Annotated in this window: 12 protein-coding genes; 7 read left to right on the top strand and 5 right to left on the bottom strand. The window is 68.0% G+C overall.

All coding sequences use genetic code 11. From position 1 onward, the window contains the following. Positions 1-13: 13 nt before the first annotated feature. From WME95_RS33540 to WME95_RS33530, 3 genes are all read left to right on the top strand, one after another. Complete coding sequence (locus WME95_RS33540) at positions 14-601, top strand: thioredoxin family protein (protein WP_437903431.1); 588 nt, start codon at positions 14-16, stop codon at positions 599-601. Between the two features lie 433 nt (positions 602-1034). Continuing rightward, the gene (locus tag WME95_RS33535) at positions 1035-1907 is read left to right on the top strand and encodes an STAS domain-containing protein (protein WP_437903430.1); all 873 of its coding nucleotides are present in this window, start codon (positions 1035-1037) and stop codon (positions 1905-1907) included. 35 nt (positions 1908-1942) lie between these two features. Further along, positions 1943-2698, top strand: a complete 756-nt coding sequence (locus tag WME95_RS33530; RefSeq protein ID WP_437903429.1) for an SAM-dependent methyltransferase — start codon at positions 1943-1945, stop codon at positions 2696-2698. A 201-nt stretch (positions 2699-2899) separates the two neighbouring features. On the opposite strand, the gene WME95_RS33525 is transcribed toward WME95_RS33530, so the two are convergent. Both WME95_RS33525 and WME95_RS33520 read right to left on the bottom strand, forming a co-directional pair. Next, the gene (locus tag WME95_RS33525; protein WP_437903428.1) at positions 2900-4399 is read right to left on the bottom strand and encodes a hypothetical protein; all 1500 of its coding nucleotides are present in this window, start codon (positions 4397-4399) and stop codon (positions 2900-2902) included. 2 nt (positions 4400-4401) lie between these two features. Further along, positions 4402-6603 carry an SUMF1/EgtB/PvdO family nonheme iron enzyme gene (locus tag WME95_RS33520; protein ID WP_437903427.1) on the bottom strand — a complete coding sequence of 734 codons (2202 nt, stop codon included), beginning with the start codon at positions 6601-6603 and terminating at the stop codon, positions 4402-4404. A gap of 495 nt (positions 6604-7098) precedes the next feature. Here WME95_RS33520 and WME95_RS33515 point away from each other — a divergent pair, with 495 nt between their 5' ends. Next, positions 7099-8526: a porin gene (locus tag WME95_RS33515; RefSeq protein WP_437903426.1), complete on the top strand. Its 1428-nt coding sequence runs from the start codon at positions 7099-7101 to the stop codon at positions 8524-8526. A 53-nt stretch (positions 8527-8579) separates the two neighbouring features. Here the strand turns inward: WME95_RS33515 and WME95_RS33510 are convergent, their stop codons facing one another. Next, positions 8580-10787 carry a metallophosphoesterase gene (locus WME95_RS33510; protein ID WP_437903425.1) on the bottom strand — a complete coding sequence of 736 codons (2208 nt, stop codon included), beginning with the start codon at positions 10785-10787 and terminating at the stop codon, positions 8580-8582. A 256-nt stretch (positions 10788-11043) separates the two neighbouring features. Here WME95_RS33510 and WME95_RS33505 point away from each other — a divergent pair, with 256 nt between their 5' ends. The 3 genes from WME95_RS33505 (at position 11044) to WME95_RS33495 (ending at position 14110) form a co-directional block, all read left to right on the top strand. Continuing rightward, a complete protein-coding gene (locus WME95_RS33505) occupies positions 11044-11943 on the top strand; it encodes a peptidyl-prolyl cis-trans isomerase (protein WP_437903424.1) in 900 nt (299 codons plus the stop codon). 95 nt (positions 11944-12038) lie between these two features. Continuing rightward, on the top strand, positions 12039-12938 hold the full coding sequence (locus WME95_RS33500; protein ID WP_437903423.1) for a HupE/UreJ family protein: 900 nt from the start codon (positions 12039-12041) through the stop codon (positions 12936-12938). Positions 12939-13132: 194 nt separating this feature from the next. After that, a complete protein-coding gene (locus tag WME95_RS33495; protein WP_437903421.1) occupies positions 13133-14110 on the top strand; it encodes an SMP-30/gluconolactonase/LRE family protein in 978 nt (325 codons plus the stop codon). Between the two features lie 76 nt (positions 14111-14186). On the opposite strand, the gene WME95_RS33490 is transcribed toward WME95_RS33495, so the two are convergent. Both WME95_RS33490 and WME95_RS33485 read right to left on the bottom strand, forming a co-directional pair. Next, positions 14187-15035 carry an SAM-dependent methyltransferase gene (locus WME95_RS33490; protein ID WP_437903420.1) on the bottom strand — a complete coding sequence of 283 codons (849 nt, stop codon included), beginning with the start codon at positions 15033-15035 and terminating at the stop codon, positions 14187-14189. A gap of 774 nt (positions 15036-15809) precedes the next feature. Further along, positions 15810-16760: a DUF1731 domain-containing protein gene (locus tag WME95_RS33485; RefSeq protein ID WP_437903419.1), complete on the bottom strand. Its 951-nt coding sequence runs from the start codon at positions 16758-16760 to the stop codon at positions 15810-15812. Between the last annotated feature and the right edge of the window lie 28 nt (positions 16761-16788).

The following is a 16788-nucleotide window of genomic DNA, read 5'->3' as shown; positions in this document are numbered from 1 at the left end:
GGAGAATCCTGTCATGGCACGCACCCCGTCCACGATGCTTGAGCTGGGCACCCCGGCGCCCGACTTCAGGCTGCCCGACTTCACAGGAAAGCAGGTCGCGCTGTCGGATTTTACCGGGCAGCGGGCGCTCCTCGTGATGTTCATCTGCAATCATTGTCCGTTCGTCAAGCACATCCGCCACGAGCTCGCCCGGTTGAGACGCGATTATGCTGCAGACGACGTGGCCATCGTGGCCATCAACTCGAACGATATCGTCGCGTATCCAGCCGACAACGCCGAGGCGATGGCCAGAGAGGCGCGCGAGGTCGGCTACACCTTCCCGTACCTCCTCGACGAGGCGCAGCAGGTCGCCAGGGCGTACCGGGCCGCGTGCACGCCGGACTTCTACCTCTTCGGCCCCGATCGCCGGCTGGTCTATCGCGGTCAGCTCGACGACAGCCGCCCTGGCAACGGCGTCCCCGTGACGGGCCGCGATCTCCGCGCCGCCATCGACGCGGTGCTCTCCTCGGCGCCCGTCCCCTCGGACCAGCGCCCGAGCATCGGTTGCAACATCAAGTGGAAGCCCGGCAATGAGCCGGCGTATCACGGCAGAACTCCGTAACGATCCCCAGACGTACGCGGCTGACCGGACCCGGCGGAAGCGCGCGCTTCACGCTGGAAACGTGGTGCCGGGTGCGCGTTCGGGCGACATGGGCGTGCTGGAGCCGGTCGGCGGCAGGCCCAGGAGCGGCGAGGCGCGGGCCACACCTTGTGCGGTGGTCACGCCGCTGCAGGCTGCTTTTGTCATGGAACATAGACAGTCAGGACACTGATACTATAGATTCACAGCGCGGGGGCGTGAGACCGCATCTCGGGGGCGCGTTCCTCGCGAAGCCACACATTCGCCTGCATGGTGAGTGGATTGCGGCAGGAGGCCGAGGTCCACTCCAGCCTGGAGCTCAGATCAACAAGCGCGATCCGAGGGCGGCCTGCTCTCCCACTTTGTGAGCACCCATACGACATAACACGGCCAAGGCCAAGGAAGGGGACCTCCTATGCAGAGCTGGATCGGCCCGGAGCGCCAAGCGCTGGCGAAGAGCGCGGCGAAGGTGCTCAAGGACAACGCCCTACACAACCGCAGCGGTCTCCCACCCTTTCGATTGCCGCAGGTCGCGCAGCAGATCCTCGACGAGCTGTTCCATTTTTCCTCTGCCGGCGACACGGCGCCCGTCCTGTCGCTCGGGCAAAAGCTCGGGCAGCAGGGGCTCGGGTTGCGGGCCCTCCTCGGACTGAGCCGCGTCCTCTTGCGCGAGGTGCTGGCGCGTCTGCCCGGCAGTACGCCAGAAGCGCGGGAGGCGGTGACGCTCGTGAACGACTACCTGACGCTGCTCGTGGACGCGGTGGCAGATCAGGAGAAGCGCGAGGTCGGCGTCCAGCGCGACGAGATGCAGCTCGCGCTCGAGCGCGCCATCCATAACCGCGAGCGCGAGCTGCGCCGGGTGATCATCGAGCTCTCGACGCCGATCATGCCCGTGTATGATCATATCTTGGTGCTGCCGCTCATTGGAAAGCTCGATACCGAGCGGGCGGGGAGGATCACCGAGTGCCTGTTGCGGGAGGTGGTGGACCGGCAAGCGCGCACCGCGATCATCGATGTGACCGGCGTGCCGGCGATGGACGCGGAGGCCGTCGACGCGCTCGTGCGCACCGCGCGTGCGCTCGACCTCCTCGGCACCCACCCGGTGCTGGTCGGCATTCGCCCCGAGGCAGCCCGCGCGCTGAGCGATCAGGACGCCCACCTCGCGGGCATCGTGGTCCTGGCCAATCTTCAGAGCGGTATCCTCTATGCGCTGCGGCGGGAAGGGCTCGATGTGTGTAGCAGTTCGCGCCCGCAGCGAGGGGCTGCTGGGTTGTACCGCGGCCGTTGACGAGCGCGCCGTGAGCTCACTCTAGGGAGGAAACCATGGAGATTGACACGACCAAGCCGCACGTCGGTCGGGTGTACGACTACGTTCTCGGAGGACACCACAACTACGAGGTGGATCGCGTCGCCGCCACGGCGATCATGAAGCTCGTACCCACGTATCCGAAGTATGCGAAGCTCAACCGCTGGTTCATCCAGCTCGTGGGGCAGCAATGGTCCGAGGCGGGTATCACGAACGTGCTTGATCTCGCCTCGGGGCTACCGACGCAGGGCCATCTCAACGACTACTTGCCTGATGCGCGCATCCTGTTTTCGGACGTCGACCCGGTGAGCGTGATCTACGGCGAGCAGATCTTGGCTGACAAGCCGAACATGCGCTACATCCAGGCCGACGTGCGAGACCCATCGCCGTTGCTCGCGGCGGCGGCGCAGTTCTTCGGCGCAGAGCGCCGCATCGCGGTGGGCGGCATCGGCATCCTCTACATGATGGACGATGAGAGCTCGCGCGACATCCTGCGGAAGCTGCACGCGTTCTGCGCTCCTGGCAGCGTGCTGGCGCTCAGCTTCATCATGTCGCGCGGCGCCGCGGCGGCCGGCCAGCTGAGCAGCGCCGGCTCCCTCGCCGGGGTCAAGGTCTACCCGCGCACGCCCGAGGAGATCGCGGCGCTCGTGGCCCCATGGAAGGCGGATGAATGCCGGCCTCTGGCGGAGTGGCTCGGCATCGACGACTTCATTACCGAGGAGGAGTACCAGGTGAACCCGTTCGAGATGCGGGGCTTGATAGCGCATCACTGAAGGAAAAGCCGCTTCCCATCTCCCCATCAATTTCGGTAGGCCCGAGGAGGGAGGTTCTGCCGCACGGCGCCTGGGGGATGGTCCGTTCCCCATCTCTCCCTCAATATCCGTAGGCCCGAGGAGGGAGGTTCTGCCGCACGGCGCCTGGGGGATGGGCCGATGTTTGAGCACGTGGCCTGAGCCTTGCCCAGCGGGCAAGGCTCAGGCCACGTGCGAGTTCGGCGGGGCCCCCAGGCGCCGTGCGGCAGAACCTCCCTCCTCGGGCCGGTCCTGCCGGTCTTTCTCCCCGAGGATCGCCTTCGCCGCGCTGGCCCGAGCCGCCCCACTCGCCACCGTCGCGTGGTCCACCACCCAGTGCGCATCCAGCAGATCCAGGTAGTCGAGGTCCAGCTCCCCCCCGGACGGCAGCATGAACACCGCCGAGATGTGCGCGTGGCTCTGCACCGCCTGCACCATCTCCCGCGGGATGTAGAGCGCCGCGTGCGTGAAGAGGTGCACCACCGGCGTGCGCGGGTCGTGGTGCCGCGTCAGATCCAGATCCGTAGCGAGCTCCGCGAACACGCGCGCCGGGTTCCGGCCCCGCTCCCCCTTGAACGACAGGAGGTGCGCCGTCGGCAGCTGCCCGTTCTTCGCCCGGTAGAGCTCGTACAGCCGCGCGTCGAAGAAGCGGAACGCCACGTCCTCGCCCTCCAGCAACAGCCGCTTGCCCGTCGCGATCGCCATCCCCCGGGCGAACGTCTGGCGATCGCCGCGCATCGACGCCGACGCGTCGATGAGCAGGTAGTGGATGCGCCGCTGCTCGTCCCGGCTCTGCTCGCGCGCGAAATACAGCACCTCGTTGTCCGCGATGCGGCGCGCCAGCTCCATGTCGTCCCACGCGAGCTCCGTCAGCACCATGCTGTCGATCGAGCCGCGCGTGCCCAGCCCCGAGTAGCCGTGCGCCGCCGTCGTGCCCGCGGCCGGGCGCGTCTTCGTCTCGAGCACGCTCGGCAGGATCTCCAGCGAGAAATTCACGATGTCGTTCGCCTCGGGCGACGAGAGCGCCGCGAGCAGATCGACCTGGGCGAGCGCCCCGGCCGACGCCTCCGAGCCCAGCATGCCGAACAGGCGCAGCGTCTCGATGTCGAGCGCGTCCGACATCGTGAGCACGTACAGCCGGGAGACGTCGAGCGCCTCCAGCGCCCGCTGCTCGAACTCGCGCCGCGCCGACAGGAACAGCCCGCGGAGCTGCGGCTCGATCCCCTCGAAGAGCGCCGCGTCCGCGGGGAGCATCGCGCGGTAGGCCGGCGGCGTGTGGGTCCGGGCCGCGACCGCGCCGAAGAGGCGCGACAGCACGACCGTGACCAGATCGTCGCTCATCCGGAGCTGCGCCGCGCACCGCGCGGCCTCGCTCTCGGCGAGCTCCCGGAGCACCGCCCGGTACCCCTCCACGATGCGCTCCGCGTCCCGGAGCCGGCCCGCGAGCTCCCTCGGGTCGCAGCGCGGGCCGAGCTCCAGCTGCTCGCGCGGCGTCGAGAAGAGCAGGCCCGCGTCGTGCACCAGCGCGAACGGCAGGACCACCCCGAGCCGCTCCAGGCTCTGGTGCCACCGGATCGCGCGCAGCGCGAGCGACGAGCTCAGCGGGCGTACCTGCGAGAACGCCAGCGTGCCGAGCGGGCCGGCGATGGAGGGGTTCGCGAGCTGGGACGTGGGGACCGGCACGGCTACAGGCGCGCGGCGCAGCGGAAGCCGATGCCCGGCGCGCTCGCCGTCGCGAGCTGGTGGTAGCGGAACGCCGGGTTGAGCCAGAGCGCGAAGCCGCCGTTGTAGGCGCCGCCCCGGATCGCCTTGCGATCGCCGGCCGGCGCCCCCTTCGGGTTCACCTGCTCCTCGTCCTTGTAGGTCTCGAACCAGTCCGCGGTCCACTCCCACACGTTGCCGACCACGTCGTCGGCCCCGAACCTCGTCTTGCCGTTCGGGAACGAGCCGACCGGCGCCGTGCCGGAGAAGCCGTCGTCGGCGTCGTACATGCGCTCGCTCAGCGTGAGCCCGCGCGCCTTCTCCCACGCCGTGCACTCGGTGCCGCACGCGTTCATGAAGGTCTGGTCGCCGGGCTTGTCGCCCCAGGGGAATTTGCGCCCGTCGGAGCCGCGCGCCGCGTACTCCCACTCCGCCTCGGTCGGCAGGCGCTTGCCGTGGACCTCGCAGTAGGCGTTCGCGAGGCTCCACGGCAAGCAGTTGATCGGGTGCTTCGCGAGCTCGGGCTTGCCGAAGGTGCACTGCTCGGCGAGGGCCGTCAGCGTCTTCTGGTGCGCGGCGGCGGGCGCGCCGCTCGTGTTCGGGAAGTCGGGCGCGGCCGGGGGCCGCTTGCACTCTCCCTTGTCCGAGCACGCCTTGTAGTCGCCCGCGGTCACCTCGTGGACGTCGATGCAGAACGTGTCGATCGTCACCTTGTGCGCGGGCTGCCACAGCTTGAACTCCGGCTCGTCGGAGCCCATGAAGAACTTGCCGCCCGGGACGAGCACCATCCCTGCAGGGCACTCGGTCCGCCGCTCGGGGAGCGCGGCCGCCGCGGCCGTGGCGGCCGCCGTCGGCGCCGCCGCGGTGGCGGACGCGGTGGCGACCGGCGCGCTCCGCGACGCCTCTTCCTCAGGCGGCGCGGAGCGCAGCAAGCTCCAGGTGATCGCGCCGCCGGCCGCGAGCGCGAGCGCGACGCCGCCGAAGAGCAGCGGGCCCTTCGACCTCGGCGCCGCCGCGTCGCTCGCGGCGCTCGAGCCGGCCACGGAGACCGGCTGCGACGTCAGCGCGGGCGGCGGCCCCGGGGCCGTGGAGGGCGCCGCCATCGTCGGCGCGGTCTGCGCCTGCAGCGAGATCCGCGGCGAGGACGGGAGCCGCGGCGCGGACGCGCGGGGCGACGGCGCCCCGGGCGGGGGCGCGAGCGAGCCGCCGCCCGTGGAGAGCGCCCAGGCCGGGTCCTCGGGGAAGACCGCCCGGTGCAGCGCCGACCAGAAGCGGCCCATGGTGGGGAAGCGGTCCGCCGGCGCGACGGCGAGCGCCTTCGCGAAGACCGCCTCGACCTCGTCGCTGACCGTGAGGCCGAGCGTCCGCGGGGTCGGCCGGCGCGACGGATCGCGGCTCGCGACCGCGAGCTGGAGGTAGTCGTCGCCTTGCAGCGCCGGCGCTCCGCCGAGCATCACCTCGATCATGATGAGCGCCATCGCGAAGACGTCGGTCCAGGGCCCGGTCGCGCCGTGGGTCCGGCTGAACTGCTCGGGGGCGCCGTAGCTCGGCGTGAACGCGGTGATGTCCTTGCCGGTCTGGGCGAGCGCCGTCGCCGCCGCCGCGTGATCGGCCATCACCTTGGCGATGCCGAAATCGAGCACCTTCACGAACGTCGAGGCGTCGCGCGGCTGGCCGACGACGAACAGGTTCGCCGGCTTGATGTCGCGGTGCGCGATGTTCCGCGAGTGCACGAGATCGAGCGCGATCGCGGCCGACTCGAGCAGCGCCATCGTCGCGCGCAGGTCGCGCGCCGGCGCGCCGTCGGTCGTCTCGTCGAAGAGGACCCGATCGAGCGGCCTGCCGTCGAGCCACTCGAGGACCATGTAGGGCAGCCACTGCCCGTCCGGCGCGTTGAACGTGCCGATGTCGCGGGCCTGGACGATCGCGGCCGAGCGGCTGGACAGCTCGGTCATGAGCTTGCCCTCCTGGATGAACGCCTGGAGCAGCTGCTCCCGCTGCTCGGCCGGCGCGCCCCCGAGGAGGGTGAAGCACTTGACGGCGACGGGCTGCTTCCAGATGACGTGCTCGGCCCTGTAGACGACGCTGAAGCCGCCCTCGCCCACGGCGTGATCGATCCTGTACTTGTCGGCGATCAGGCTGCCGGCGATGTTGAGCGGATCGCTGCGGTCCGGGTTCTGGCTCATGAGATCCCTACGCACCGCGGCGGGGCCCCGATCGGAGCGCCTCGTGCGTGCGTCGGGGCCATCTTAGTTGCCTCGCCGTCGGTTGGAACCCTTTCGCGCGATCCGGCGCCCTCCCTGATCCGGAGGCGCCGCCCGCTCCGGGTGTCCGGTATGGCGGATGTCCCAAGGCCCGTTGGATGGTGAGCGAGCCCGCATTCAGGGATCCTTGTGGGCGCGATCCATCTCTTGACAGAGATCTTCGTCCGTTATATTGGATGACACATTCGGTGGTTCCCTGCTGGCGTCGCTGCTGCCCAGCCGGGTGCTCCTGACCGCGGCCTCTCGTCTGCGCGTCGTGCGTGGGACGCGGAGCGCAGGCCGGGGAGTGAGGGGCCGCCGCCTGCGAGGGCGTGGTGCGCGTTCGCGCCGGCGGCTGGTGCCGGCCGTGCGCGCCGCGCGTCGAGGGTCGTGCGCCGTGCGTCGTCAGCAGCTGGTTTGATCCGAGGAACAACGCGCTTGAAATCGATCAACGGAAAGAAGTCGCACACGGTCCGCGCGGCAGCGGCGCTCTGGCTCGTCGCCGCCGCGCTCCCCTCCCAGGCGTCCGCTCAGCAGCCCGCGGCGCCGCCCCAGGCCCCGGCGCCGCTTCCGGCCCCGGCGCCGCAGGAGACCGGTGCGGCGGCCGGCGTCGAGCCGCTGAGCCGCCGGGTCGCGGAGCTCGAGCAGCAGCAGCGCGGGCTGATCGAGCGCCTCGAGGCCGAGCGCAAGGCGGCCGCCGAGGAGCGGGCCAGCGCGGAGAAGCAGCAGGCGGAGGCGGCGAAGGACAAGGGAAGCGGCGTCAAGGTGACGGCGGCTCCTGGAAAGGGCTTCACCGTCAAGACGGTGGACGACAAGTTCTCGTCCACGATCCGGGCCCGCGTGCAGCTCCGCGAGACCATCACGCACACGGGAGAGGACGACACGAACGAGATCAACGTGAAGACGGTGCGCCTCACGACGAGCGGCCATGTCCTCTCGCCCGATCTCAAGTACACCGTGCAGCTCGCCTTCGGCGGCAACGACTTCGAGAAGGACAGCCCCTCTCCCGTCTTCGACGCCTTCGTCGAGTACACCGGGATCCGCGATCTCAACGTGCGTGTCGGCCAGTTCTTCGTCCCGTTCGACCGGGCGCGGACCACGCGCGAGTTCACCCTCCAGCTGGTCGATCGCCAGATCGCCGTCCGCGAGTTCACGCTCGATCGCGACGTCGGCCTGATGCTCTCATCGCCCGATCTCTTCGGCCTGGGAGGCAAGCTGTCGTACAACCTCTTCGTGGGCGGCGGCGAGGGGCGCAATCGCTTCGGCGGCCAGAAGCACGGCCCGCTCGCGGTGGCGCGGCTCGCGGTCCGCCCGTTCGGCGCGTTCGACGACGACCAGGAGGGCGACCTCTCTCGCGAGGCGAAGCCCCGGCTCGCGGTGGGCGTCGCGGGCGCCTACAACCACCAGACCAACCGCCAGAACAGCACCTATGGCACGACGCTCGCGCACGGCGCGGCCGACTACCTGCACGGCGCGGCGGATCTCGTCTTCAAATACGCCGGCTTCTCGCTCTCGGCCGAGGCCGTGGTGCGCCACGCCGAGCGGGATTCCTTCGAGGGCGAGGTCGACGGCGCGCCCGTGCGGGAGTGGACCCGGTCGGGTTACGGCTACTTCGTCCAGTCGGGCTTCCTGCTGACCGAGCGGGTCGAGGTCGCCGCGCGCTGGGACCAGATCTTCGCGGAGCGCGGCACCGATCCGAAGCTCGTCGACCTCGTCGACACGCAGGGAAAGCAGGTCGGCGGCGGGCTCAATTACTATGTGAACGGGTATGCCCTGAAGATCCAGGGCGACTATTTCTACATCTTCGGCAAGGACACCGCCGAGGCCCGCCACGTCGGTCGCCTCCAGCTCGACGCCACGTTCTGAAGCGGGAGGGCCGCGCCCGGGGGCCCCGCATCGCCAGGCCGCCGCCTCAAAGTTCAATAATTGAAATTGCGAACGAGGATGAGCGCCTTCTCATTCCCGTCCATGTCGTCCTCCCAGGCCACCACGAAGCGGCCCTGATCATCCATGGCAGTCACAGGCAACCGTTGCTGGCCGCTCGAGTCGCTGTTGATGGTGAAATCCGCCCGATGCTGCGCGCCGCCGGCCGTGAAATCGCGACCCAGGATCTGATACGCGCCGTTGTCGTCCTGGTCGTCCTGCCAAGCCACCGCAAAAGCACCGTCGCCGCGCATCCCAACGCTAGGCGCAAGCTGTTGACCATCAGCCACGCTGTTCACGGCCATCACCCCGAACCGCTCCGCGCCGGTGATCGTGAACCCGCGTGCATAGATCTGGTAGTAGCCGTTGTCGTCCTGATCGTCCTCCCAGGCCACCACGAAGTTCCCGTTGTTCGCCATGCCGATCGACGGCATGGTGTGCTGCCCCGCCGTGTTCGTATTGACCGCTCTCTGCGCAAAGCGGTTGCCGCCCGTGGCGGTGAAACCTCGATGATAGATCTGGAAGTTGGCGTCGTCGTCCTGGTCGTCTTCCCAAGCGACGACGAAGTCACCATCCGCATCCATGGCGATGGCCGGATTGAACTGCTCACCCGCGGCGACGCTGTTGACGGTGAAGGTCGCGATGCGCTGAACGCCGGCCGCAGTGAAGCCGCGCGCCAAGATCTGATAGTACCCGTTCCCGTCCTGATCGTCTTCCCAGGCGACGACGAAATTGCCGTTGGCGTCGCAGGCCACCGCGGGCCTCGACTGCTGACCGCCCGACACCGTGTTCACCGTAACATCGTGGAAGCGCTCACTGCCATTGGCATTGAAGCCGCGCGCCAGGATCTGATATGCGCCGTTCCCGTCCTGATCGTCTTCCCACGCCACCACGAATCTCCCCGAGTCGTCGATGGCGACGCTCGGGTGCCTCTGCTCGCCTGAATCCACGCTGTTCACGGCGATCTGCGAGAACCGCGCGTTGCCGTCCGGGTCGAAGCCGCGCGCGTAGATCTGACCGACGCCGTTGTCATCGTGGTCATCTTCCCAGACCACCACGAAGTTGCCGTTCGGCGCCGTCGCGATCTTGGGATCGAAGTGCTCGCCCGTCAACTGCACGTTGGCCATGCGATCCTTGAACAAGATATCGCTGGCCGTGTAAGCGTACGTGGGCAGCGCAGCCTGCATGTCGTAGCTGATGGCGTAGTTCTGTTGGTTGTGTTTGGTCGCAGTCGGGCTCTGCGCCTTGTTGTAGTTCAGGTACAGCGTCGCCTGACAGTCGGCGAAGATCGCGCAGTTGCCGTCCTCGACGCTCAGCGTTTCCACCGTGATCTGATTCTGCGCCGGCTCGAACGTGAGGACGCGCAGCCAGCCGTTGCCCAGCGCATGGCCGTTGCCCAGGACCGGCTCACTCTGAAAGTCGTTCAGGATCTCGTGTACGTTGTTGCCGTTGTTGCCGGTGCGGCGGCGATACGACACCCCCTGGATGTGTCCGCTCACGGACATGAACACGTTGCTGTGGCGCTGGATCAGCTCTTCCCAGAGGTCCACGCCGTCGCGGCCCTCGAGGTTGTAGCTGTCGGCACAGCCGCTCGCGTGCTCAGCGTTGTTGTTCATGTGGCAGTGCGTGGCCACGATGACGCGGCGGTCCGGGTGGTTCGCGATGACCTGATTCGCCCACGTCACGACGTCCTTGCGCGGCGCGAACTCGAGGCTCACCACCATGAACTTGAGCCCGCCGGCCTCGAAGTACGTGTAGTTGTTGATGTTCGATGCGTCGTAAGCACCGCCGTAAAACGACTCGCCCTCGTAGCGCGGCTGGCCGAAGTAATCCGCGTACAGCGAGCTGCGCTTGTAGGCTTCGTTGCTCGGGTAGATGTCATGGTTGCCGATCGTCATGCTGTACGGCACGCCGGCGTTGTCCAGCAGCGTGTGCGCGGCGCTCGCCACGTCGTACTCGATTGCGGTGTCGTGATTGGTGATGTCGCCGAGGTGCACCGCGAACTTGATGTTGCGCGCGGCGCGGTTGTCGACGAGCCACTGCATTTGGTGTTCGTAGACTTCGTACGAGGAGAACTCGCTGTAGTTTTGGGTGTCGGGGATCAACACGACCGAAAACGCGGCTTGCGCGCTCGCGGAGCGTGTCGCTACACAACACAGCGCGAAAGCGGCTACAGCGAGCATCAAACGGTAGGTTTTTGTCATGTACGGGTGCTCCCCTGGCCAAGACGGACGAGCCTGGCTCTGTTCGCTGCCGCACTTGTATGCGGTGCAGGTTGCAACTCCGTGCGGCTCCAGTTACCTCTGGTTGCCGCTCGGCGTGCGCTGCGCCGCGAGGTCTCGTCGTCCACCGTCAAGTCGCGACGCCGTCGCGCTGCTGAAACAGAGGCGCCACGGAGCACGGGTAGCCTCCGCCGGGCTCGCCAGTCCGTGAGCCGGATACGCTGCACTCTCGAGAGCCATGACTCGAACCGCCGCCCCTAGAGCCGCCGACCCGACCGCGTTCGAGGGGGCATCGGGCCGCACGGCCAAAGATGCCAAGACCCTCGTCGCTTTGTCGCGGCGCATCGCTTCCGAGCCCTTCGTTCACTTCACGCTGCTCGGGGCGCTCGTGTTCGCCGGACATCTCCTGGTCACCCGCGCGTCCGACGTGCCCACGCTCGACGTGTCGGCGTCCAAACAGCGAGAACTCGTCAAGCTGTTCGAGCAACGCCAGGGCAGGGCCCCGAACGACACAGAGCGCGAGCAGCTGATCCGACGCTACGTCGAAGATGAAGCGCTGTTTCGCGAGGGCTTGCGCCTGTCCCTCGTGCACACGGACCCGATGCTGCGCGCGCAGGTCATCGCCCGCGTGCGCGGCATGCTGCAAGCCGAGCTCAGCCAAAAGCCGCCCACGGACATCGAGCTACAAACCTACCATGAAGCGCATCTCTCGGACTACGCCGTCCCTGAGACCATCAGCTATCGCGAGTACCTGATTCGCAGCGGGCCGGACGCCGACGGCGACGCACGGCGGCTCTTGTCGTCGTTGGAACGACAAGAGCCGGCCGACGGGCCGGGGCTGCCCATTCCAACCGACTATTCGCAACGCTCCGAAGCTCAGCTGGCCTCATTGTACGGCCCCGAGCTCGCACACGAACTCTGGACTCTGCCGAGCAGCAGCTGGCGAGAGCTGCGGTCCAGTCGCGGAGTTCACATCGTGCGCGTCGCTGAGCGCACCGCGGCGTCGGAGCCCTCGTTCGAGACCATCCGCGAGCAGGTGAGCGCGGACTATCGCAAGGATCGGACTGCGCGCGCGTTTCAAGCGGAGCTCAGCCGCATCACATCGCAGTGGCGCGTCCAGATCGCGGAGCGGCCATGACGAGCGGGAAGTGGCTGCGGGCGGCGGCGGCGCTGTGGATCACCCTGTGTTCCCTGTGCGCAGGGGCCGCGCACGCCCACACGCTCTCGCTGAGCGTGCTGGCGCTCGACGAGCGCTCACCTGGCGAGTTCATCGCCAGCTGGGAGCGCACGCAGGGCATCCAGGACGTCAGCGCGGCGTACGACTTGCTCAAGCCCGTGTTCCCTGAGCACTGCCGGTTCGAGGCGCCGCGCCTCGATTGCGGCGCGCGCGGGCTGTCAGGTCGCGTCGGGTTCGACGGCCTGGGCGATCTCTCGACCTCCGGCATGATCAAGATCCGGTGGGTTGACGGCAGTGACCAGATGCTGAGCCTGACCGCCGCGCAGCCCCACGTTCGAGTGTCAGAGGTGCGGACCGATACCAGGGCGTTGCGCGGGGTGTCCAATTTTGTCTGGATCGGGATCACGCACATCTGGCTCGGGCTGGATCACTTGCTGTTCGTGGTGGGGCTGCTCTGGCTGCTGGACTCGTGGCGCGTGCTGATCAAGACCGTCACGGCGTTCACGGTCGCGCATAGCTTGACGCTGGGAGCGGCGACCTTCGGGCTGCACGGCCTGCCTACCGCCCCCGTCGAAGCCGTCATCGCGCTCAGCATCGCGTTCGTCGCCGTGGAGATAGCTGGCGAGGCACGCACGAAGCGGCCGAGCTTGACTCGCCGATGGCCCTGGTTCGTGGCGTTCTCGTTCGGGCTCTTGCACGGCTTCGGTTTCGCCAACGCGCTCGCGGTGCTGGAGCTCTCCAACGCGGATCGCCCGATCGCGCTGCTCTGCTTCAACGTCGGCGTGGAGATCGGGCAGCTGGTGTTCATCGCAGGCTTGCTGGCGCTCCGCGCGGCGTTGCGTAGGCTCGGGCGCGCGTCGGGCGTTGGTCTCGCGACCGCCGGTTACTACGCGATGGGCACGCTGGCGATGTACTGGTTTTTTGAGCGGATCGCCGCTTTCGTACCCGACGTCTGACCGTCTAGCTATAGCGGCTGAGCGCGGCGCGCGCCGCAGCACGGTCCTCCTCGGAAGGCCACGCGGCGGCCAGCTTGCGTTCGACGTCCGGCTCCAGAACCAGAGCTTTCGGCGTTGTGGTAGATTCGCCGCCCGGAGGTCATTTCGTGGCACGATTCCGTGGCATTTTGACGTCCATCGCCGCTGCGGCCGCGATGGTTTCCTGCGGGGGGGAGACCCGGCCGCCCGCGCTGGCGCCGGCGGCCTCCGCTTCCGTCGCGCCCGTCGCGACGAACAGCGTTGAGCCCCCGCCTGCGGCTCCGGCTGCTCCCGCGGCGTCGACGGCGGCGCCCGAGCCGCCCAGGCTCGCCGCGCCGAGCCCAGTCGCCAGGTACACCGGCTTCGCCAAGCCGGAGAGCGTGCTCTACGACGCGGACAACGACCGGTACCTCGTGTCGAACATCAACGGCAATCCGGACGACAAGGACAACAACGGCTTCATCTCCGTCCTCTCGCCCGACGGTCAGGTGACGAACCTGAAGTGGATCGAGGGCGGCAAGGCCAAGGTCAAGCTCGACGCGCCGACGGGCTCGGCGATCGCGAAGGGCGTGCTCTACGTCGCCGACCTCACGACCGTCCGGATGTTCGACCTCAAGACCGGGGCGCCGAAGGGAGAGATCGCCATCCCCGGTACGACGTTGCTGAACGACGTCGTGGCGGCTCCGGACGGCAAGGTCTACGTGTCTGACTCCGGCTTCAAGATCACCGCGACCGGAACCCTGGAGGCGACGTCGAGCGATGCCATGTACGTCATCGAGAAGGGCAAGGCCAAGGCGCTGGTGAAGACCACCGACCTGCACATGCCGAACGGCCTCGCATGGTCCGACAAGGGGCTCGTGGTCTGCTCGAGCGGCGCTCCCGAGGTCTTCCGCCTGGATGAGAAGGGCGCCAAGCAGGACGCGACCACCACGGCGCCCGGCGGTCGCCTCGATGGCCTGATCTCCCTCGGGGACTCGCTCCTCGTGACCAGCCACGAAGCGTCGGCGGTGCTTCGCGGGAAGCTCGGCGGAACCTTCGTGGTCGCGATTCCCGAGCAGAAGACGCCCGCCGACATCGGTTACGACACGAAGCGTGGACGCGTCCTCGTCCCCCATGTGATGGTGGACACGGTCGACGTCTACGAGCTGAGGTGATCCGCGGACGAGCGATCCCTCGCGGCGAAGGAATGCCTCCTCGAGGCGGCGATGGAAGGTTGACACCCCACGGGCGTCAACCTTTCACACCGACAAGCCGCATGAAGCAGAGCGCTCCGGCCTCGCCGAGGTGTCGAGCGCAGCGCCATCCAACGACTTCGTGGGCCGGATATGAATCGGGGCTCTCGCTGGCGAGCTGCGTGAATTTCTGATAGTGCTCGATGAATGGCGTCGTCACGTCCACCTCCACGACGACGCGCAGGCCCGCGGAAACAAAGGCGTCGCGCCACTCCTGCGCGCTCACGAAGCTTGATCGCCAAACATCGGAGAGCGTATCCAGCCATTTCTCCTCCTGCAGGCTTCCGGGGTCTCGGCCGAGACAGGTGTCCTCGAATGCAACGCGTCCGCCAGCGATGAGCCAGCCGCTCGCCAGCTCGAGCAGGCGCACAGGATCGGCGGTGTGGATCCATGAGTTTTGGCCCCAGACGACCGAATAGGCGGGTTCTGGCGTGAGCGCCATGATGTCAGCGCATGTAAAGGTCACCGTCGTCTCGAGCCCTGTGATCCGGGTCAGCTCCATGGCGTCGCTGTGCCGCTGCGGGTTCAGGTCGACGCCATGGACCCGGCAGCCATAACGGCTAGCAAGGAGTCGTGCCGGACCCCCGATGCCGCTGCCGAGATCGAGGACATGATCTGAAGGGCGGACGCCACATGCCTCCGCCAGCTCAAGCACGAACGGTGCGCCTCCGATGTGATTCTGGTCCGTGATCTCGCGCTCCTCATCGAACGCGAGATCGTCCTCGGTGACCCGAGTTTTGTGCTCACCCGCGAGCCGTTGCTTCAGGGTCTCGAGGCGCAGCGGATGGCCTTCGTAGACTTCGAGTACCTCCTCGCGTGTGAAGTGACGGACGCGCTTTCTCGTCATAGGAGCGACCCTGTGGCAATGGTGAGTGGGCGAACCGTGGCTGAGCTTCTGGTGTGTGGCGCTCGTGTGGCTGGCGGCGATGTCGTACGTGCGCACGATGTCCGGGGCTGTGCAGCTTGCGATCGGTCTGCCATGTCTATCGGAGTTCTGCGCTGAAGGTGGGTCGGCAGGTGGTCAACGGCGACGATTCCAGGGCGCCCATTCTGGATGAAAGAATCATCGGAACACGTGGCGCTTACCGCTGATGACATGGACGGAATCGAGCTCGCCCCTGGTCCGGTTTCGCGCATCGCCAAGAGCCGAGTCGTCGCTGGTATCTGGCCGATTGGACGAGGGGCCGCCATGCAATCCGTGTTTTGGTCCGCGCACCTCTGCTTCTCCTCTGGTCCGCATGATGCGTGGATTTCATGAAAGAGGCCGTGTTGCGATTTTGTGGCCGATTGCAAAGGGCGTGCACGGCGCGCGGGCCCGCTGGGAGCTCTCGTGCTTCTCCCTTGTGCCTCCCACGCACCTCTCTCCCTCTCCAGCCAAAACTCTAGCTAAAAGCTTGCCAATCCCACTGCGCGGCGCCAGGCGCGCGTGCGCCTGGCGAGCTCGGCGCGGCCGCCATGGCGCTGGCCGAGCTCGGGCGCGTCGCCGGCAAGGGGCTCGAGGACGGGCGCGGCGGTGGCGGTCGGGGCGGACGGCAAGCGCGGCACGATCGCCATCGCGCCCGGATCAGCAGAGCTCGGCTCGGGAGAGCTCAGGAGCTCACAGCGGGAGCGCGTCAGCTCCTCAGCTCTCGGTGCGCCATCGCGCCACGAGGTCGCGCGCCGCCGCCGACCACTCGGTGAAGGCGAACGTGAACCCGGCCTCGCGCAGGCGTCCCGGGACGACGCGCCGGCTCTTCAGCACGAGCTCGGTGTCCGTGCGCATCACGAGCGCGCCGACCTCCAGCATCCATTTCATCGCGGGCAACCCGAAGCCGATACCCCAGGCCTCGCGCAGCGCGCGCATGAAATCGCGGTAGGGGAGCGGCCCCGGCGAGGCGAGGTTGACCGGCCCGGAGATGTCGTCCCGCTCGATCAAGAACCTCGTCGCTCGCACGAAGTCGCGATCGTGGATCCACGACACGAACTGCTGCCCTCCGCCGGCCGGACCGCCGAGGCCCCGCCGGGTGAGCCCGAGCAGCACGTCGAAGATGCCGCCGCGATCAGGGCTCATCACCATGGAAGCGCGGATCGCGATCTTGCGCGTGCGCGGCGTCTTGGCGTCGTCCAGCGCCTGCTCCCACGCTCGGGCGATCTCGACGCTGTTGCGCCAGTACGAGGGGACGTCCGGCTCGTCGCCGCCCAGGAGCCCGGTCGCCTCGTCGTTGGGCGCGTCGTGGCGGTGCGCGTAGATCGTGGCCGTGCTCATCTGCAGCCATACGCGCGGCGGCTGTGAGGCGGCGGCGATCGCCTCGCCGACGGCGCGCGTCGAGTCCACACGAGAGCTCCTCATCGCGCGGAGGTTCTCGTCCGTGTAACGGCAGTTCACGCTCCGGCCAGCGAGGTTGAACACCACGTCGGCGCCGTCGAGCTCTCGGACCCAGGGACCGAGCGTGCGTCCATCCCACGGCACGACCCGCCCTGCGGGCACGCTCGCGCTGCGGCACAGGACGATCACCTCGTGTCCGTCGGCCGCGAAGGCGCGCGCAAGGATCTGACCTACCTGTCCGCTCCCGCCCGGAAGGACGATCTTCATGCCGCGAGCCTACCTCGGGCCGCCACGA

This window comes from Sorangium sp. So ce327 (assembly GCF_051530205.1).
Taxonomy (GTDB): domain Bacteria; phylum Myxococcota_A; class Polyangia; order Polyangiales; family Polyangiaceae; genus Sorangium; species Sorangium cellulosum_B.
The sequence above is the reverse complement of the archived record's forward strand: the minus strand, read 5'-3'. Positions and strand labels throughout refer to the sequence as shown.

Bases quoted from the DNA above. Each gene is read 5' to 3' on its own strand.
- WME95_RS33540 (WP_437903431.1), top strand. From the start codon at position 14: ATGGCACGCACCCCGTCCACGATGCTTGAGCTGGGCACCCCGGCGCCC.
- WME95_RS33535 (WP_437903430.1), top strand. From the start codon at position 1,035: ATGCAGAGCTGGATCGGCCCGGAGCGCCAAGCGCTGGCGAAGAGCGCG.
- WME95_RS33530 (WP_437903429.1), top strand. From the start codon at position 1,943: ATGGAGATTGACACGACCAAGCCGCACGTCGGTCGGGTGTACGACTAC.
- WME95_RS33520 (WP_437903427.1), bottom strand. From the start codon at position 6,603: ATGAGCCAGAACCCGGACCGCAGCGATCCGCTCAACATCGCCGGCAGC.
- WME95_RS33510 (WP_437903425.1), bottom strand. From the start codon at position 10,787: ATGACAAAAACCTACCGTTTGATGCTCGCTGTAGCCGCTTTCGCGCTG.
- WME95_RS33505 (WP_437903424.1), top strand. From the start codon at position 11,044: ATGACTCGAACCGCCGCCCCTAGAGCCGCCGACCCGACCGCGTTCGAG.
- WME95_RS33495 (WP_437903421.1), top strand. From the start codon at position 13,133: ATGGTTTCCTGCGGGGGGGAGACCCGGCCGCCCGCGCTGGCGCCGGCG.
- WME95_RS33490 (WP_437903420.1), bottom strand. From the start codon at position 15,035: ATGACGAGAAAGCGCGTCCGTCACTTCACACGCGAGGAGGTACTCGAA.
- WME95_RS33485 (WP_437903419.1), bottom strand. From the start codon at position 16,760: ATGAAGATCGTCCTTCCGGGCGGGAGCGGACAGGTAGGTCAGATCCTT.